Genomic DNA, 17,781 nt, shown 5'->3' on the forward strand with positions numbered 1-17,781 from the left:
CCGCAAGTGTATTTCATGCACACCCAATAGGAGGACACGCACCAATGACTGACTACATTCTCGCCATCGACCAGGGAACGACCAGTTCTCGGGCCATCATCTTCGACAAGGCCGGCTCGATCGTGTCGACCGGGCAACTCGAACACGAGCAGATCTTTCCCCAGGCAGGCTGGGTCGAGCACGACCCGAAAGAAATCTGGGACAACACCCGCGAAGTGATCGGGCAGGCACTGTCCAAGGCCAACCTCACCCGGCACGACATCAAGGCCATCGGAATCACCAACCAGCGTGAAACCGCCGTGGTCTGGGACAAGACGACCGGTGTTGCGGTCTACAACGCAATCGTCTGGCAGGACACCCGCACCCAGCCCATCGTGGACCGCCTCGCCGCTGATGGAGGCGTCGAACGGTTCAAAAAGAAGGTCGGGTTGCCCCTGGCCACCTACTTCTCCGGCACGAAGATCGTCTGGATCCTGGAAAACGTCGAGGGGGCCCGGGCCAGGGCCGCGGCCGGCGACCTGCTCTTTGGAACAACGGACTCCTGGGTGCTCTGGAACCTGACCGGCGGAGTCGACGGCGGCGTGCACGCGACCGACGTCACCAACGCAAGCCGCACCATGTTCATGGACCTCGAGACGCTGCAGTGGGACGACGAGATTCTGGCCATCTTCGACGTGCCCAAGTCGATGCTGCCCGAGATCAAGTCGTCGTCTGAGGTCTACGGCATCGCCAGCGAGCACAGCCTGCTTCGTGAGGTTCCCGTCGCCGGTATCCTCGGTGACCAGCAGGCCGCTACTTTTGGTCAGGCGGCGTTTGACCAGGGCGAAGCCAAGAACACCTACGGCACCGGAAACTTCCTAATTTTCAACACCGGAACGGAGATTGTGCACTCCAAGAACGGCCTGCTGACCACCGTGGGGTACAAGCTCGGCAATGCGGCCCCGCACTACGCCCTGGAAGGGTCCATCGCGGTAACCGGAGCCCTGGTGCAGTGGATGCGCGACAACCTCGGCATGATCAGCTCGGCCTCTGAGATTGAGAGCCTGGCGAAAACGGTGGATGACAACGGCGGAGCCTATTTCGTACCGGCGTTTTCGGGGCTGTTCGCACCCTACTGGCGTTCCGACGCCCGCGGCGCCCTGGTCGGACTCACCCGATTCGTCAATAAGGGCCATATTGCCCGAGCGGCACTCGAGGCGACGGCATTTCAGACTCGGGAGGTCATCGACGCGGTGAACGCCGACTCGGGTGTTCCCCTCACCGAGATCAAGGTCGACGGCGGCATGATCGCGAACAACCTACTCATGCAATTTCAGGCGGACATACTCGGTGTGCCGGTGGTTCGGCCGGTCGTCGCGGAGACGACCGCGCTGGGTGCCGCCTACGCCGCTGGCCTCGCGGTCGGATTCTGGAGCGACCTCGACGAACTGCGCACCAACTGGCAGGAAGACAGCCGGTGGACGCCGCAAATGAACGAGGAGGAACGCAGCCGCCAAATGCGCAACTGGAAGAAGGCCGTAACGAAGACCTTCGGGTGGGTTGACGAGGACGTTCTCTAGCGCGCGAACGCAAGGCGCCCTCTCAGTCAGACCTGAGTCGCCGCAATCCACGCCGACAATTTGGCCGTGGCCGCGCCGGAATCGATGGCTTCGGCGGCTACGGTCATCTTGTCGCGAAAACGGTCAAGAATGGCCACCTGCACCTGTGACGCGTCGTTGGCCAGGTCGAAGGCGACGAGCCCTGCAGCGGCATTGAGCAACACGATGTCGCGAATCGGCCCGGGCTCGCTGGCGAGCACGGAGTGCACGACATCCGCGTTGTGTTGCGGCGAGCCGCCGACCAGGTCACTGATTTGCGCGCGATTGATGCCGAGATCACGGGGGTCGATGTCGTGCTCGGTGACCAGGCCACGCGACACCTCCCAGACGTGACTGTGCCCTGTCGTCGTCAGTTCGTCGAGCCCATCGTCTCCACGAAAGACGAGGGCCGTAGCACCCCGCGTTTGAAAGACTCCCACAAACAAAGGCACGCGGTCGAGGCTGGCCACTCCGACAGCGGATGCCTCCGGCCGAGCCGGATTGCACAGCGGGCCGAGGTAATTGAAAACGGTCGGAATGCCCAACTCCTTGCGGGTGAGCGCCGCATACCGAAATCCGGGGTGAAAAGCTGCTGCGAAAGCAAAGGTGATCCCGGTCTCCGAGAACACCTGCGCCACGCGCGTCGCATCGCGCGACAGGTCGATTCCTAACGCACCCAAAACGTCGGATGATCCGGAGCCTGAGCTGGCCGCACGATTGCCGTGCTTGACGACTGGCACCCCGGCAGCCGCGCACACGATCGACGCCATTGTGGAGATATTCACCGTCCCGAATTGATCACCACCGGTTCCGACGATGTCAAGGGCCATCGGATCAACCGGCAGGACAACAGCCTGCTCGAGGATCGCGTCCCGGAAACCCACGATCTCGTCCACGGTCTCCCCCTTGGCACGAAGTGCCACCAGGAAAGCCCCAAGTTGGGAGGGGGAGGCCTCACCGAGCATGATTCGTTCCATGCTCCAGGCGGCATCCGCCACACTCAGGTCCCGTCCGTCAAGAAGGGAATTTAATATTTTCGGCCAGGACTGCGATTCGAGCATGATTCCGATCATAGGAGAACGGGCCGAACTCCCCCGAATTCACGCTGTTCGCGTGGCCAGATAGCCCACCCCAATCGGGTAGAAACTCTCACTTGCATGCGCAATTGAGAAAAAGCTGTGGAAATATCGGCCATAATAGAGGGGTGACCAGCACCTCAATTACTCAGACGGCGAGTGCGCCCGTCGTGAACCGGCCCAACAGCGTAGCTGTGGGCACCATTGTGTGGTTGGGCAGCGAGGTGATGTTTTTCGCGGGTCTCTTCGCAATCTATTTCACGCTGCGTTCAACCTCCCCCGAGCTGTGGCTCTTCGAGGCCGACAAGCACAACGTGGCCTTCGCGACGATCAATACGCTGATCCTGGTGACATCCTCGGTGACCTGCCAATTCGGAGTGTTCGCGGCCGAACGGCTGCAGGCGCGCTCGACCGGCTGGAAGCCGAGCGAGTGGGGCATGGTGGAGTGGTTCTTCCTCACCTACGCCCTCGGCGCAATCTTCGTCACTGGTCAGGTGTTCGAATACGCGACCCTGGTGTCGGAGGGAGTTTCACTCTCCTCCAACGCTTATGGTTCTGCGTTCTACATTACGACCGGCTTTCACGGTATCCACGTCACCGCCGGGCTGCTCGCCTTCCTTCTTGTGATTGGGCGTGGTTTCGCGGTCAAGAACTTCGGCCATAAGGAAGCCACCAGCGCGATTGTAGTTTCCTACTACTGGCATTTCGTCGACGTCGTCTGGATCGGGCTCTTCCTGGTCATCTACGTTCTCAAATAGAAACAGGAGCGGACACCTTCAGCATGACCACGATCAAAACCCCTCGCGCACGCCGGGCACGCAAAACCGGACGTCGCCATCCTCTCGCCAGTATCGCTCTCATCGCCATCGGATTGCTCTTTACCGGAGGCGCCTACGCGGCCTTCAGCACAAGCACAGCCGTTGCAACGACGGATGCATCCTCTCAGCAGACCATCGCTCAGGGTGAAAAGCTCTTTGCGGCGAACTGCGCTACCTGCCATGGGCTGAGCGCCCAGGGCTCGTCCGAAGGCCCCAGCCTGATTGGAGTCGGCGCAGCCTCGGTCGACTTCCAGGTCGGCACCGGTCGTATGCCGATGCAGATGCAGGGTCCACAAGCGCAGAAGAAGCCGGTGCAGTTCACGGCCGAGCAAACCGCAGCGCTGGCCGCCTACGTGGCTTCACTCGCTCCCGGCCCTGGTATCCCCGCCGCCGCGCTGCTCGACGCTGCCGGCGATGCTGCGACCGGTGCTGAATTGTTCCGCATCAACTGCGCCATGTGCCACAATGTCGCCGGTGCTGGCGGCGCGCTGACCGAGGGAAAGTTCGCCCCCGCCATCGAGAACGTGTCGGCCCAGCACATCTACGAAGCCATGATCACCGGCCCACAAAACATGCCGGTCTTCAACGACATGAACATCGCGCCCGAAGACAAGCGCGACATCATCACCTACCTCAAATACGTCGAGGACAACCCGTCCCCGGGCGGATTAGCTCTCGGTTCCCTGGGGCCGGTCGCTGAAGGACTCTTTATCTGGATCTTCGGACTGGGTGCACTCGTGGCCCTCACCGTGTGGATCACCGCCAAATCAAACTAAGCCGGGTATCCGGTCTTGACACGACCCTCGGAACCGATCGACTGTCGCGCAGCACCACGGTGCAGAGCATTTATACAGCCCACAAAGGAGAACAATGGCCAAGGACGATAACGGCGCGGAGCACGTAACCGCCGCCGACTCGCCTGGCGCGCAGCTCGCGACATCCGCCGCAAGCACAGCCGTCGTTACACGGGATGCCCTGGTCAACCCAGGATTCCCACCGCACCGTCCACGCATCACCGACCTTGACCACAAGGAAGAGCGCAAGGCGGAGCGCGCCGTTTTCTCGCTGTTCTACGTGTCAATCGTGGGTAGCGTTTTTGCCATCGCAGCGTACATGGCCTTTCCGATCGTTGCCGAAGATCCGGGTTCCGTTCGTCTGAACAACCTCTTCATCGGCCTCGGCCTCAGCCTCGCGTTGCTCGCCATCGGTATCGGCGCTGTGCACTGGGGCAAGGCCCTCATGAGCGATCATGAAGGTGTCGACGAACGCCACCCCGTGCGTGGAACCGAGCCCGTGCGAGCCCGCGCCGTGGAGATCTTTCAGCAGGCCAATGAGGAATCCGGCTTCGGTCGCCGGACGCTCATTCGCAACAGCCTGATCGGCGCCCTCGTCGTCTTCCCCCTGCCGGCGGTCGTCTTGTTTCGTGGCCTCGGCCCGATGGACCAGAACCCGGTGGCCCTCCTCAATGGAACCATGTGGAAAAAGGGAATTCGACTCACCATGGACCCGAGCGGAACCCCGATCAAGGCGGCGGACGTCACGCTCGGATCGTCCTTCCACGTTATTCCCGAGGGCCTGTCCGAAATGGGCCACGGTCGTTTGGAAGAGAAGGCGAAAGCCGCTGTTCTACTCATTCGGATGGATCCCAAGGACCTGATCGAAGAAGAGGGCCGCAAGTCTTGGTCGTATGATGGCATCGTGGCATATTCTAAGATATGCACCCACGTCGGGTGCCCAGTGGCTCTCTATGAACAACACACGCACCATCTGCTATGCCCGTGCCACCAGTCGCAGTTCGACGTTGAGAACCACTGCAAGGTCATCTTCGGACCGGCCGCGCGGCCACTACCCCAGCTCCCGATCGCCGTGGACGCTGAGGGCTACCTGATCGCGCAGAGCGATTTCACTGAACCAGTCGGCCCAAGTTTCTGGGAGCGAGCATGACAACGATAACCACCCGCGAACCCGCTGAGGATCACGCTGTCGGGATGAAGAAGTCCGGTGGCTTCACCGCCTCCGCTGCCAACTACATTGACGAACGCACGAGCATCTCTGGCGCGGTCAAAGAGCTCGGTCGCAAGATCTTCCCCGACCACTGGTCGTTCCTACTCGGCGAGGTGGCGCTGTACAGCTTCGTCATCATTCTGCTGTCGGGCTCGTTCCTCACCTTCTTCTTCCAGGCATCGATGGCCGAAGTCGTCTACGACGGTTCCTACGCCCCGCTCAAGGGAATCCCGATGTCCGCGGCGATGTCATCGACGATGGACATCTCCTTTGACATTCGCGGTGGCCTCCTCATGCGCCAGGTACACCACTGGGCAGCCCTGCTATTCGTGGCGGCCATTGGCCTGCACATGCTGCGCATCTACTTCACGGGTGCGTTCCGCAAGCCGCGCGAGCTCAACTGGGTCATCGGCTTCATCCTGTTCATCCTGGCCATGGCCGAAGGCTTCACGGGCTATTCCCTCCCCGACGACCTGCTCTCCGGTAACGGCCTGCGCATCATCGACGGTCTGATCAAGGGCATTCCGGTCTTGGGCACTTGGGTTTCCTTCCTTCTCTTCGGTGGCGAATTCCCCGGTAATGACATCGTCGGCCGGTTGTACTCGCTGCATATTCTGTTGCTGCCGGCCATCATCGTTGCCCTGATTGCGATGCACCTTCTGTTCGTCGTTGTGCACAAGCACACCCAGTACCCGGCCGCCGGTCACACCAACCAGAACGTGGTTGGTTACCCGGTTCTCCCGGTGTACGCCGCCAAGGCAGGTGGGTTCTTCTTCATCGTGTTCGGTGTCGTCATGCTCATCGCATCGTTGTTCACGATCAACCCGATCTGGAATTACGGACCGTACGACCCCTCACCGGTCTCCGCCGGAACCCAGCCCGACTGGTACATCGGCTTCGCCGACGGCGCCATGCGGCTGATTCCGACCGGCTGGGAGTTCGTCTTGCTGAACCACACCTACTCGCTCAACATCCTCGTAGTGCTGACCGTGGTCGGACTGTTCATCGTGACCGTCATGATGTACCCATTCATCGAAGCGTGGATCACCGGCGACAAGCGTGAACACCACGTACTCGACCGTCCGCGCAACGCCCCCACCCGCACCGCCATCGGCGCGGCCGGCGTCACGTTCTACGCTTCGCTCTGGGCAGCAGCATCGTCGGACATCATGGCGACGCACTTCCACCTCACCATGGAAGGTGTCATCCACACGCTCCAGGCGACCACGTTGCTCGGCCCGATCCTCGCCTTCTTCATCGCCAAGCGAGTCTGCCTGGCCCTGCAGAAGAAGGACCGCGAGATCGTGCTACACGGCTACGAGTCAGGCCGCATCGTTCGCCTCCCCGGTGGCGAATTCGTCGAGGTTCACCAGCCCGTTGACGAATACGAGCGCTGGAAGCTGGTCAGCTACAGCGACTTCAAGCCGCTCATGCTGCGTCCCAACGCTCAGGGCAAGATCGGTCCCGCTGAGAAGGTTCGCGCCGGCCTGTCCCGCTGGTTCTTCGAGGACCGGATCACTCCGGTCGCGCAGTCAGAGCTGAACCGGGCCCACGGCGATCACCCCGCGGAGATCACCGGTAAATAGCAGCACCCAACAGATCGGGCATCGGTGTCACTCCAGACGTTATCGGAGTGGCTTCGGTGCCCGAACTGTTTGCTGCCCCTCCATCCCAGCGGCGGGCTGCTGCTGGGATGTGAGCGCGGGCATTCCTTCGACGTGAACAAGCGGGGCTTCGTCAACCTGCTCACCGGACAGCGCAAGTTCATCGGCGACAGTGCGACAATGCTCGACGCCCGCGATCGATTTCTCGGCGCCGGGTGGTTCGAACCCCTCCGCAACGCCGTGCGCACCATCGTCACCGGCGAGTTCCCCCGGCGCATCCTAGACGTGGGTTGCGGCACTGGCTACTACCTGGGGGCGGCGCTGCCCCCAGGAGACGACGTACGCGCGCTGGGCATGGACCTCTCCCCCACTGCCGTGGGCCGCACCATCCACTCGCACAATCGCATTGACGGGCTGGTAGCGGATGTCTGGTCGCCGCTTCCCCTGCTCGGCGGCGGCATTGACGTTATTCTGAACGTCTTTGCACCGCGCAATCCCGCCGAATTCCATCGTGTGCTGCGGCCCAACGGCCTGCTGCTGGTCGTTGTGCCGCAGTCGACGCACCTGCGACAGCTGCGAGAGTCGGGCTTGGCCGTGGAGATTCAGGCCGACAAGGCTGTGCATCTGACGACCAGTCTCGCTGCCGGGTTCAGCCTCGAATCACACGAGCGACTCAACCGCACCGTGCAGTTGTCGCCGTCCGATGTGGCTTCGCTCATCGGCATGGGCCCGTCTTCTCACCATTCCGGCGCCGCAGGCGACGATGATGTGGCAGACCTCGCTCGGGACGTCACGGTCGCCTTCGACATCTTTGGTTTCCGCCGCCGCTGACCTCATGGTTGGGCACTGAATCGGCACTGTTTGTCCATTAAACGACGATACCGACCTCCCGTGAGGAAGATCGGTATCACACGGGACGTGCGCTTAGCGGGCGAACAGGCCCCGGTAATACTCGTATACCCAGCCGGTCAGGGCAACGAGGCCGAGCCCCAGTCCGATGAAGCAGATCCAGAAACCGACGGCGAGGCCGAGGAAGAGCAGCGCTGCTGATGCGGCCAGGAAGATCGGCCACCAGCTCCACGGGCTGAAGAAACCCATTTCAGGATCCCCGTCATCGATGTTGCCATCGAGACGGTCCTCGGGCAGCTCTCCGCCCTGGGCGCCGTGCACCTTGTCGAGGTAGAACGCTATGAACGCCACGAGCAGGGTCGTGAGGGCCAGCATGAAGGTACCAGCCCATTCCACCCGACCGTGGGCGGGGTCGAGCAGGCTCCACGTGACATAAACGACCGTTACGATTCCGAAAAAGGTGGTGAGGACCCAGAGTATGTTGACGTTGGTCTTCATTTATTTAACCTGATTCGAATCGATGTCGTAGACCGCAACGTCGGGCGCATCCTTGCCCGGACCGATGCCGACGGGCATACCGGCCTCGGGGTGGTTCAGGTCGAAGGCCGGACGCTCAGAGCGGATTCGCGGAATAGACGTGAAGTTGTGCCGCGGCGGCGGGCACGACGTCGCCCACTCGAGGGAAGAACCGTAACCCCACGGGTCGTTCACGGTGACCAGCGGCGCCTTGCGGGCTGTGATGTACACGTTCAGGAAGAATGGAATCATCGATACGGCGAGAATCATGGCGCCGATGGTGGACACCTGGTTCATCCAGGTGAATCCGTCTTCCGGGGAATACGTCGCGTACCGACGCGGCATACCCATAACGCCGAGCCAATGCTGGATCAGGAACGTCGTGTGGAAGCCGATGAACAGGAGCCAGAAGTGCCACTTGCCGAGACTCTCGTTGAGCATCTTGCCGGTCCATTTGGGCCACCAGAAGTAGAATCCGCTGAACATTGCGAACACGACGGTGCCGAAGACGACGTAGTGGAAGTGCGCGACGACGAAGTAGGTGTCGGACACGTGGAAGTCGAGCGGCGGCGAAGCCAGGATGACACCCGTCAGGCCACCGAAGGTGAACGTGATGAGAAAGCCGATGGCCCAGATCATGGGGGTTTCAAAGGTTATGGACCCTCGCCACATGGTACCGATCCAGTTGAAGATCTTCACCCCGGTGGGTACCGCGATGAGCATGGTCATGAGCGAGAAGAACGGCAGCAGCACCGAACCGGTGACGTACATGTGGTGCGCCCAGACCGAGATCGACAGCGCGGCGATCGAGATGGTCGCATAGATCAGTGTCTTATAGCCGAACATCGGCTTGCGGCTGAAGACCGGGAACACCTCGGAGACGATGCCGAAGAACGGCAGGGCGATGATGTACACCTCCGGGTGGCCGAAGAACCAGAACAGGTGTTGCCAGAGGATCGCACCGCCGTTGGCCGGATCGTAGATGTGCGAACCGAAGATGCGGTCGGAGGCTGCGGCAAGCATGGCGGCGGCCAGTACCGGGAAGACCATGAGAGCGAGCAGTGACGTGATGAGCGAGTTCCAGGTGAAGACCGGCATCCGCCACATTGTCATGCCCGGCGCACGCATCGTGATGATCGTGGTGATGAAGTTCACCGAACCGAGAATGGTGCCGAAACCGGAGAGGCCGAGTCCGACCATCCAGAGGTTGCCGCCGACTCCCGGTGAGAAAGTTGTGCTCGCGAGCGGCTGATAGGCAAACCAACCAAAAGACGCCGCCCCTTGCGGGGTGAGGAACCCGGCGACGGCGATGAGGCTGCCGAAGTTGAAGAACCAGTAGGCGAGTGCGTTCAGCCGTGGGAAGGCGACGTCGGGAGCGCCGATTTGAAGCGGAACCAGAAAGTTGGCGAAGCCGAAGAAGAGCGGCGTTGCAAACATCAAGAGCATGATCGTGCCGTGCATCGTGAAGAGCTGGTTGTACTGCTCCTTGGTCGCTACCACGTCCAGGCCCGGAGCGAACAGTTGGGCACGAATGATCAGCGCCATGACGCCGCCCAGGCAGAAGTAGAGGAACGAGGTGATCAGGTACATGTACCCGATGACTTTGTGGTCGGTGGAAGTGATCCACCGAACGAGAACGTTGCCCTTGCGTTCGGCCGAGGTCGAGACCGGCTCTGCCGGGCGTGACTCAACGGGTGCGATGGTCGTGGTCATGGCTTATTTTCCCTCCGGAGCCGTTGGGGCACTCGTGCCCGGCTGATTCTGACGGCGGTCGAACTCATTGTCGAGCTGACCGACGTTACCCGCGGTGCGCAGCGATTGAATGTACGTGTCGTAGTCAGCCTGAGAGACGACCTTGACGTTGAAGAGCATGAGGGAGTGGTACTGGCCGCAGAGCTCGGCGCACTTGCCCGCGTAGGTTCCGATGCGCTGTGGGGTGACCGACATGTAATTGGTCTTGCCCGGGATGACATCTTTCTTGTACAGAAAGTCGATGACCCAGAACGAGTGGATGACGTCGCGAGATTCCAGTGCGATCTCAATGGTCTTGTCGACCGGGAGCACGAGCACGGGAAGTTCCGACTCGACGAGCGAACCGGTGGCGCCAGCGGGATCAGGCTGGCCCTGGATTCCGGGCGAGTACACGTCTTCATCGACATAGTTGAAGTCCCACGCCCACTGCTTGGCCTGCACTTCGATCGACACGTCGGGGTTGTCGTAGCGAGTTTCAATGGCGATCTGGTCACGCACGGTGAAGGCGAAAAAGCCAACGACGAGAATGAGAGGAACGACAGTGTAAAAGATCTCGATCGGCATGTTGTAGCGCAGTTGAACGGGAAGTCCGGTCTGGCCCTTGCGACGTCGGTACACGACGATTGTCCAAATGATGAGGCCCCACGTGATGAGACCGACAGTGAGGAGCACGATCCAGGACGTGGTCCACAGACCGGCAATGCGATCGGTGTGGTTGGTCACCGCCTTTTGGCCCTCTTCTTCAAAACCGGGCAGGAAACCATGGAGCTGGGCTTGCGTGCATCCGGCCAGTACAACGGCTAACGTCGCTGCGAGCGGAACAGCAGCCCAACGCAGGCGGTGATTATTGCGCACCGGGGACCTTTCGGGAGATTCGAGGACACTTCTCAGGAAGTGTTTTGATCGATTTCCAGCTTACTCTGCGAGAGCGCATACGAAGTGCACTCCGAGTCGGGTGGCACACTTATTTGGGCGACTCCACCCCTGCTGAAGATGCACACGCGGGCGAATCGGACGCAATCCGGGCAGAAAAAAACGGGGACACCATCGAAGTGATGATGTCCCCGTCATTCGTGCTTGAAAATTTGAGTGCTGGGGCGAGCGTGCGGAGCTAGTGGAACGAATCTCCACACGCGCAGCTGCCGCCGGCGTTCGGATTGTCAATGGTGAAACCCTGCTTCTCGATCGTGTCCTCAAAATTGATCGTGGCGCCATCGAGGTAGGCAACGCTCATCTTGTCGACGACGACCCCGACGCCATCGAAATCGACGAGGGCGTCGCCGTCGAGGACGCGCTCGTCGAAGTAGAGCTGGTATATCAGACCAGAGCAGCCGCCAGGCTGCACGGCGACGCGCAGCCGAAGGTCCTCGCGGCCTTCCTGGGTCAACAGGCTGCGTACCTTGAGCGCGGCAGCCTCGGTGAGTCCGATGCCGTGGGCAGCGGCCGGGGCGTGTGCGGTGTCAGAAGTGCTGACGGTTTCGGTCATGGTGTCGGTCATGCTTCTCCTCGGTTCACGCAGTAACGCACAGTTGCGATCTCATTGATTGCGATCTCATAAATTCTACCTGCGACGACCAAAAAGTCGACGGGGGCTTTACTACCGTCTCACATTTCTTCGACCGTGGGCAGTTAATGGGATGTCTGGTTTGTGGCTGGGTGGTTCAGTGGCCGGTGCGCTCGTTCAAACTGCCGAGCAGGAACGCTTCGCTCAGTACGGCACGTTTGAAGACGCCGAGGTGCAGGGACTCATTCGGGCTGTGGGCCCGGGAATCGGGGTCTTCCACTCCGGTCACCAGAATCTGGGCGGCCGGAAAGACGCGAACCAGGTCGGCGATGAACGGGATAGACCCACCGACACCGATATCGACCGGCGGCACGCCCCAGGCATCCGTCATGGCGGATCGAGCCTCGGTCACTGCCCAGCCGCTGGTATCCACGAGGAAGGGCTCACCGGTATCCACATCGTCGATCTCAAGAACCGCACCGAACGGCGCGTTCTCGCGCAGGTGCGTCTCGATGGCCACGGCGGCGTCAACCGCGGACTGCCCGGGGGCAATGCGAGTGCTGATCCGAACGGTCACCGTCGGGGTGAGAGTGTTGGAGGCATTGTCGACGGTCGGCGCATCAATACCGGTCACGGTCAGGGCGGGCTGCGACCAGATCCGGCTCAGAATGGAGCCGTGGCCGATCGGGGTGACTCCGGGCAGGAGACCGGTTTCCGCCCGCAGCTGCTCCTCGGAGTAGTCAGGAGTGGGGACGTCGATGCTGGTGAGGCCGGCGACGGCCACGGAGCCATCGTCGTGATACAGAGTGGCCAGCAGCCTGATCGTGGCGAGCATGGCATCGGGCACCGCTCCCCCGAACATTCCGGAGTGTGAGGCGTGCGCGAGGGTGCGCACAGTGAGTCGCAGGGTGACGTTGCCACGCAGGGCCGTCGTGATGGCCGGAGTGTTGATATCCCAGTTGTTGGAATCGGCCACGACGATCACGTCACCGCGCAGAGCCTCCCGGTTCTCGTCGAGGAAGGTCGCGAAGGATCGGCTGCCGAATTCCTCCTCGCCCTCGATGAACAGGGCGAGCCCCAGGTCAAAGTCGGGGCCAACGGCCGCGACAAGGGCGCGAATGGATGCGACGTGCGCCATGACGCCGGCCTTGTCGTCGGCGGCGCCACGCCCGTAGAGGCGGTCGCCGCGAACGGTCGGGGTGAACGGATCGGACTCCCAGTCCTCGTCCTTGCCGGGAGGCTGTACATCGTGGTGGGCATAGAGCAAGACGGTTGGGCGGCCGTTGCGGGCTGGTCGAGACGCCAGAATCGCCGGCTGACCCAGTTCGGTGCCGCCGGGAATACCGGCCTGAACGGTCTCGACCGACTCGAATACGTCGAGCTCGCGCACGAGCGTCGCGACGGCGTCGGCGCTGGCCGCGACCTGCGCACGGTCGAAGGCGGCCCACGATACCGAGGGGATGCGCACCAAGGCGCACAGGTCGGCGATCGTGGTGGGGAGGCCCAGTTCGACCGCCGTGCGCAGGGCGGACTGTGCCCCCGGATCGACCGCCGGATCGACCGCCGAATCGACCGCCGAATCGGTGGCGGAGCGGGACGTCGAGCCGGTTGCGTGGGAATTTGTCTGTGGGTTGCCAGTCATACGGGTAATCTTAAGGCACCCGATTGCAAGGATTTGATGTGGCCAAGCCTCCCGTACACCCCGACGCCCAGCCGTCGATTGAAAGCTCCGACGAGACCGCAGCGCGCCTCGGTCTCACACCCAACGCGGGCAAGGGTCAGGCGACCCCCACTCGCAAGCAGCAGGAAGCGGCCAACAAGCGCCCGCTGGTTCCGGACGACCGCAAGCTCGCTGCGAAGCAGGCGCGCGCCAAGTCAAGCGCCGCGCGCGACGTGGCCCGGGTCGGCATGGCCGCCGGTGTCGACAAGTACCTGCCGCTGCGTGAACGCGGTCCCCAGAAACGGTACGCCCGCGACTATGTCGACGCACGGTTCAACGTGGGCGAGTTGATGATCCCGATAATGTTTCTGGTCATCCTGCTCACCACGATTCCCAGCGTTGACGTGTACGCGATCTTTGCGCTCTGGGCCTTCTTCATCCTCGCGGTCATCGACTGCGTCGTGCTCGGCTTCATCCTGACGAAGAAGATCGAGGCCAAGTTCGGCGCCGACAAGGCCGAACGCGTCCGCTGGTACGCGGCCATGCGCGCTCTCCAGCTGCGCCCCATGCGTTTGCCCAAGCCGCAGGTCAAGCGCCGCCAGTACCCGATCTAGTCGCTCGGGCACCGTTCTGACCGTTCGGCGGCGCGAGCTATCGTGCGAAGGCGCCCGCGCGGATAAACGGTACACGGACTTCCTCATCGGTCAGCGAGCCGTGCTGCCCGATCATTCCGCGGGCCTTCTGGTTCGCCGGTCGGGAGTCGTAATAGGCGATCGACTTGCGGGCGGCCACGAGCACATCGCCGATGCGCGGCAACACTTCGTCGGCCACCCGGCCGTACAGTCCGGCCGCCACGGCTTCGGCGCGGGTGTAGACCCAGGCGCGGTCACCCTGGGACGCTCGCCAGGCATCCGCCAGTGTGTCAGCGGTCACCGTGGACTGCCGCGGCTCGAGATAGAGCTGCACGCAGCGTGGGTCCCCCGCGACGTGGCGCACGCCGGCAACCAACGCGGGCTCGGTGTCGAACAACACGTGTTTGGTGCTCGGTACATCGATCACTCCGTGATCGGCAGTGAGCAGCAGACCCTCGTCGGAGCGGAGCGTCGCCGCAAAACGGGTGACCTCGGAGTCGAGGTTCTCGAGCTCGGCCAGCCACCGGTCGGATTCCCAACCGTGAGTGTGCGCGGCGACGTCGAGCTCGGCCACGTAGAGGTAGATCAGCGCGGTCGGGTTGTCGGTGAGGATGCTGCGCGCGGCGGCGAAGCGATCGGCCACCTTCTCGGCGGGAACGTACCGGGCGCCGCGCAGCACCGCCTGCGTGAAGCCGGAGGCCACGAAGCGTTTAGGGCCGATGGCGAAGCTCGGCACGTTCTCGTCGGCGGCTCGGTCGAAGATGGTGCGGGCGCGCTGCCAGGTGGCCGGCTGCATGCCGTCATCCCAGCCGGTAAGCTGGTTCACCACCCGGTCGCGGGCCCCATCGAGCACCTGGTATCCGACCAGGCCATGTTGGCCCGGTTCTACCCCGGTGGTCAGGGTCGCGATTCCCGCGGCCGTCGTGGCCGGGAACACCCCGTCGATGATGCTGGACTTGTTGAGACGACCCGACAGGAACCGGGCATGTCCGGCGCGGGCCCGGATCGAACTGACGCCGAGTCCGTCGGCCAGAATCACGACCGCCTTGCGCACCGCGGGCAGGCCCAGCGGATTCGGCCTGGCGCAGACAGCATCGAGGGAACTGGTGAGAACATCGGCAAGGCGCAAAGCACTGAATTGGCGGGCCGGTAGCATGGTGGGCATCGGGTCTCATTCTTTCACAGGGAGGAGCCCGAGCCCTCCAGCGCTCTCGCGAGCGCTCCCTACCCAGTGCAGCGGTGGCCGGTTCGATCGGTTGCCGCCGCACGCTTGAAGCAGAATTCACAATGAGCCGCTCAGACAGCACCCCACCAGCCACCAGCACAGCTGGCACCGAACGAATTGAAGACGTCGATGTGTCGGTTGAGATGCAGGGGTCCTTCCTCGAGTATGCCTATTCGGTGATTTACTCCCGGGCCCTGCCCGACGCCCGGGACGGCTTGAAACCGGTGCAGCGTCGCATCCTTTACCAGATGAGCGAAATGGGGCTCCGCCCCGACAAGGGCCACGTGAAGAGCGCCCGCGTCGTCGGGGAGGTGATGGGCAAGCTGCACCCGCACGGTGACACCGCGATCTATGACGCCCTCGTACGCATGGCCCAGTCTTTCTCGCTGCGGGTGCCGCTCATCGACGGGCACGGCAACTTTGGTTCCCTCGACGACGGACCGGCCGCGCCCCGGTACACCGAAGCTCGTCTGGCGGCCCCGGCACTGGCGATGACCGAGAATCTCGACGAGGACGTTGTCGATTTCGTGCCCAACTACGACAATCAGCTCACTCAGCCCGACGTACTGCCGGCCGCCTACCCCAACCTGCTCGTCAACGGCACGAGCGGCATCGCCGTCGGCATGGCCACCAATATGGCCCCGCACAACCTGATCGAGGTCGTCGGGGCCGCCCGGCACCTGCTGGCCCACCCGAACGCGAACCTCGACGACGTCATGGAGTTCGTGCCAGGACCCGACCTTCCCACCGGTGGAACCATCGTCGGCCTGGCCGGTATCAAGGATGCCTACAACACCGGCCGCGGCAGCTTCAAGACCCGCGCCCGCGTCTCGGTCGAGGCGATCAGCGCCCGCAAAACCGGACTTGTCGTGACCGAGCTTCCCTACCTGGTCGGCCCGGAAAAGGTGATCGAGAAGATCAAGGACGGCGTCAACTCGAAGAAGCTCAGCGGAATCTCAGATGTCACCGACCTCACTGACCGCACCAAGGGATTGCGCCTGGTGATCGGCATCAAGACCGGGTTCAGTCCCGACGCCGTGCTCGAGCAGCTCTACCGGTACACGCCGCTCGAAGACTCGTTCAACATCAACGCGGTCGCCCTGGTCGATGGCGCCCCGCAGACCCTTAGCCTGCTCGAACTGCTGCACGTCTACGTCAACCATCGCATCGAGGTCGTCACGCGTCGTTCCGCCTACCGGCTGGCCCGACGCAAGGAGCGTTTGCACCTCGTGCTCGGGCTGCTCGTGGCGATTCTCGACATCGACGAGGTCATCCAGGTTATTCGGGCAAGCGACGACACCGAACAGGCCCGGACCAAACTTATCGACGTGTTCGACCTCAGCCAGATCCAGGCCGAGTACATTCTCGAATTGCGGCTGCGGCGCCTGACCAAGTTCTCCCGCATTGAGCTCGAAGCCGAACGTGACCAGTTGCTCGCCGAGATCGCCAAGCTGGAGAAGTTGCTGGCATCCAAGGCCGCCATCCGCACGCTGGTCTCCGAGGAACTGGGCGCTGTGGCCGAGAAGTTCGGCACCCCGCGCCGCACGGTGCTGACCGAGGCCAAGCCAAGCATCGCGGGCCTGTCGGCGGCTGCCGCCAAACGCCAGGCTGCCGTGCTCGAGGTGCAGAACATTCCGACCAGGGTCTTTCTGAGCGTGACCGGGCGCATCGCCCGGGTCGACCTGGTCGCGGTCGACGACGCCGTGCCGCCGCGCATCCAGCCGCCGCAGCGCCGCAGCAAGCACGATGCCGTACTATCGACGCTCGACACGACGAGTCGCACCGAGGTGGGCGCGGTGACCAACCGGGGCCGGCTCATCCGCTTCTCCCCCGTTGATCTTCCGGTGATGCCGACGACGTCGATTCAGCTCGCGGCCGGCGTGCGCATTAGCGAGTACCTCGTGCTGCCCGACCCGAAGGAGCAGGTGCTCGCGATAGTCTCGCTCGACTCGGATCAGGCGATCGCACTCGGCACCCGGCAGGGCGTCGTCAAACGGGTCGCCCCGAACGACTGGGCCAACAAGCCGGACTTCGAGATCATCGCGCTCAAGCCCAAGGACGAGGTGGTCGGCGCGGTGCAGGGTGCCGAGAACGACGACCTCGTCTTCATCACCTCGGATGCGCAACTGTTGCGATTCACCGCTGCTGGTGTGCGGCCGCAGGGCAGAGCGGCTGGCGGCATGGCCGGCATCAAGCTGACGCCGGGCGAGACGGTCGTGTTCTTCACGAGTCTGTCGGCCGATGACGTTGCGACGGCCGTGGTGGCCACGGTGGCGGCGAGTAGCCAGACTTTGCCCGGAACCGACCCGGGCAGCGCTAAACAAAGCGATTTCTCCGAATACCCGACCAAGGGTCGGGCGACCGGCGGAGTGCGAGCCCAGCGTTTTCTCAAGGGCGAGGACACTATCGCGGCGGCCTGGGTCGGCCGCAGTCCGGCCCGTGCCGTCGGACCGGACGGTACGCCGCGGAGCCTGCCGGCGTCGGGGTCGCGCCGCGACGCCTCCGGCGTCATGCTCGACGCGATCATCGACGCGATCGGCACCGAAATCTAGCGTAGATCGTGC

At 62.8% G+C, this 17,781-nt stretch carries 15 protein-coding genes; 8 read left to right on the plus strand and 7 right to left on the minus strand.

All coding sequences use genetic code 11. The features are described 5' to 3' along the window. Window positions 1–44 precede the first annotated feature (44 nt). Window positions 45–1,559 (plus strand): glycerol kinase GlpK, encoded by a 1,515-nt coding sequence (gene glpK / locus IWX77_RS09960; protein ID WP_196844352.1) that lies wholly within the window; start codon window positions 45–47, stop codon window positions 1,557–1,559. Between the two features lie 26 nt (window positions 1,560–1,585). Here the strand turns inward: glpK and trpD are convergent, their stop codons facing one another. After that, complete coding sequence (trpD, locus tag IWX77_RS09965) at window positions 1,586–2,638, minus strand: anthranilate phosphoribosyltransferase (RefSeq protein WP_196844353.1); 1,053 nt, start codon at window positions 2,636–2,638, stop codon at window positions 1,586–1,588. 143 nt (window positions 2,639–2,781) lie between these two features. Between trpD and ctaE the strand changes: the two genes are divergently transcribed. The 5 genes from ctaE to IWX77_RS09990 all read left to right on the plus strand — a co-directional run bounded on the left by ctaE (window position 2,782) and on the right by IWX77_RS09990 (window position 7,910). After that, the gene (gene ctaE, locus IWX77_RS09970) at window positions 2,782–3,411 is read left to right on the plus strand and encodes an aa3-type cytochrome oxidase subunit III (protein ID WP_297413183.1); all 630 of its coding nucleotides are present in this window, start codon (window positions 2,782–2,784) and stop codon (window positions 3,409–3,411) included. Between the two features lie 23 nt (window positions 3,412–3,434). Continuing rightward, window positions 3,435–4,247 carry a cytochrome bc1 complex diheme cytochrome c subunit gene (gene qcrC / locus IWX77_RS09975; protein ID WP_196844354.1) on the plus strand — a complete coding sequence of 271 codons (813 nt, stop codon included), beginning with the start codon at window positions 3,435–3,437 and terminating at the stop codon, window positions 4,245–4,247. A gap of 94 nt (window positions 4,248–4,341) precedes the next feature. Then, window positions 4,342–5,415 carry a cytochrome bc1 complex Rieske iron-sulfur subunit gene (gene qcrA, locus IWX77_RS09980; protein ID WP_196844355.1) on the plus strand — a complete coding sequence of 358 codons (1,074 nt, stop codon included), beginning with the start codon at window positions 4,342–4,344 and terminating at the stop codon, window positions 5,413–5,415. Continuing rightward, entirely contained in the window at window positions 5,412–7,061 is a 1,650-nt protein-coding gene (qcrB, locus tag IWX77_RS09985; RefSeq protein ID WP_196844356.1) for a cytochrome bc1 complex cytochrome b subunit, read from the plus strand. Before qcrA ends, qcrB begins: the two co-directional genes overlap by 4 nt. A gap of 24 nt (window positions 7,062–7,085) precedes the next feature. Beyond that, window positions 7,086–7,910 carry a putative RNA methyltransferase gene (locus tag IWX77_RS09990; RefSeq protein ID WP_327012160.1) on the plus strand — a complete coding sequence of 275 codons (825 nt, stop codon included), beginning with the start codon at window positions 7,086–7,088 and terminating at the stop codon, window positions 7,908–7,910. A 93-nt stretch (window positions 7,911–8,003) separates the two neighbouring features. On the opposite strand, the gene ctaF is transcribed toward IWX77_RS09990, so the two are convergent. The 5 genes from ctaF to IWX77_RS10015 all read right to left on the minus strand — a co-directional run bounded on the left by ctaF (window position 8,004) and on the right by IWX77_RS10015 (window position 13,342). Continuing rightward, on the minus strand, window positions 8,004–8,426 hold the full coding sequence (ctaF, locus tag IWX77_RS09995) for an aa3-type cytochrome oxidase subunit IV (RefSeq protein ID WP_196844358.1): 423 nt from the start codon (window positions 8,424–8,426) through the stop codon (window positions 8,004–8,006). Then, window positions 8,427–10,157, minus strand: a complete 1,731-nt coding sequence (ctaD, locus tag IWX77_RS10000) for an aa3-type cytochrome oxidase subunit I (RefSeq protein WP_196844359.1) — start codon at window positions 10,155–10,157, stop codon at window positions 8,427–8,429. A gap of 3 nt (window positions 10,158–10,160) precedes the next feature. Continuing rightward, a complete protein-coding gene (gene ctaC / locus IWX77_RS10005; RefSeq protein WP_196844360.1) occupies window positions 10,161–11,051 on the minus strand; it encodes an aa3-type cytochrome oxidase subunit II in 891 nt (296 codons plus the stop codon). Window positions 11,052–11,307: 256 nt separating this feature from the next. Further along, window positions 11,308–11,694 (minus strand): HesB/IscA family protein, encoded by a 387-nt coding sequence (locus IWX77_RS10010; RefSeq protein ID WP_442784457.1) that lies wholly within the window; start codon window positions 11,692–11,694, stop codon window positions 11,308–11,310. Between the two features lie 163 nt (window positions 11,695–11,857). Further along, complete coding sequence (locus tag IWX77_RS10015; RefSeq protein WP_196844361.1) at window positions 11,858–13,342, minus strand: dipeptidase; 1,485 nt, start codon at window positions 13,340–13,342, stop codon at window positions 11,858–11,860. 38 nt (window positions 13,343–13,380) lie between these two features. On the opposite strand from IWX77_RS10015, the gene IWX77_RS10020 reads away from it, so the two are divergent. Then, a complete protein-coding gene (locus tag IWX77_RS10020; protein WP_196844362.1) occupies window positions 13,381–13,974 on the plus strand; it encodes a DUF3043 domain-containing protein in 594 nt (197 codons plus the stop codon). A 37-nt stretch (window positions 13,975–14,011) separates the two neighbouring features. Here the strand turns inward: IWX77_RS10020 and IWX77_RS10025 are convergent, their stop codons facing one another. After that, window positions 14,012–15,157 (minus strand): alkaline phosphatase family protein, encoded by a 1,146-nt coding sequence (locus IWX77_RS10025; RefSeq protein WP_297413186.1) that lies wholly within the window; start codon window positions 15,155–15,157, stop codon window positions 14,012–14,014. Between the two features lie 122 nt (window positions 15,158–15,279). Between IWX77_RS10025 and IWX77_RS10030 the strand changes: the two genes are divergently transcribed. After that, the gene (locus IWX77_RS10030) at window positions 15,280–17,769 is read left to right on the plus strand and encodes a DNA gyrase/topoisomerase IV subunit A (protein WP_327012161.1); all 2,490 of its coding nucleotides are present in this window, start codon (window positions 15,280–15,282) and stop codon (window positions 17,767–17,769) included. The last annotated feature ends 12 nt before the right edge of the window (window positions 17,770–17,781 follow it).

Origin of the sequence: Cryobacterium sp. CAN_C2, from assembly GCF_015751745.1 — a bacterium.
In the GTDB taxonomy this organism is placed as follows: Bacteria; Actinomycetota; Actinomycetes; order Actinomycetales; family Microbacteriaceae; genus Cryobacterium.

Excerpts from the sequence above, each read along its gene's own strand:
- glpK (WP_196844352.1), top strand. The coding sequence starts at position 45 with ATGACTGACTACATTCTCGCCATCGACCAGGGAACGACCAGTTCTCGG.
- IWX77_RS10025 (WP_297413186.1), bottom strand. The coding sequence starts at position 15,157 with ATGCCCACCATGCTACCGGCCCGCCAATTCAGTGCTTTGCGCCTTGCC.
- IWX77_RS10015 (WP_196844361.1), bottom strand. The coding sequence starts at position 13,342 with ATGACTGGCAACCCACAGACAAATTCCCACGCAACCGGCTCGACGTCC.
- trpD (WP_196844353.1), bottom strand. The coding sequence starts at position 2,638 with ATGCTCGAATCGCAGTCCTGGCCGAAAATATTAAATTCCCTTCTTGAC.
- qcrC (WP_196844354.1), top strand. The coding sequence starts at position 3,435 with ATGACCACGATCAAAACCCCTCGCGCACGCCGGGCACGCAAAACCGGA.
- qcrB (WP_196844356.1), top strand. The coding sequence starts at position 5,412 with ATGACAACGATAACCACCCGCGAACCCGCTGAGGATCACGCTGTCGGG.
- qcrA (WP_196844355.1), top strand. The coding sequence starts at position 4,342 with ATGGCCAAGGACGATAACGGCGCGGAGCACGTAACCGCCGCCGACTCG.
- IWX77_RS10010 (WP_442784457.1), bottom strand. The coding sequence starts at position 11,694 with ATGACCGACACCATGACCGAAACCGTCAGCACTTCTGACACCGCACAC.
- IWX77_RS10030 (WP_327012161.1), top strand. The coding sequence starts at position 15,280 with ATGAGCCGCTCAGACAGCACCCCACCAGCCACCAGCACAGCTGGCACC.
- ctaD (WP_196844359.1), bottom strand. The coding sequence starts at position 10,157 with ATGACCACGACCATCGCACCCGTTGAGTCACGCCCGGCAGAGCCGGTC.
- ctaF (WP_196844358.1), bottom strand. The coding sequence starts at position 8,426 with ATGAAGACCAACGTCAACATACTCTGGGTCCTCACCACCTTTTTCGGA.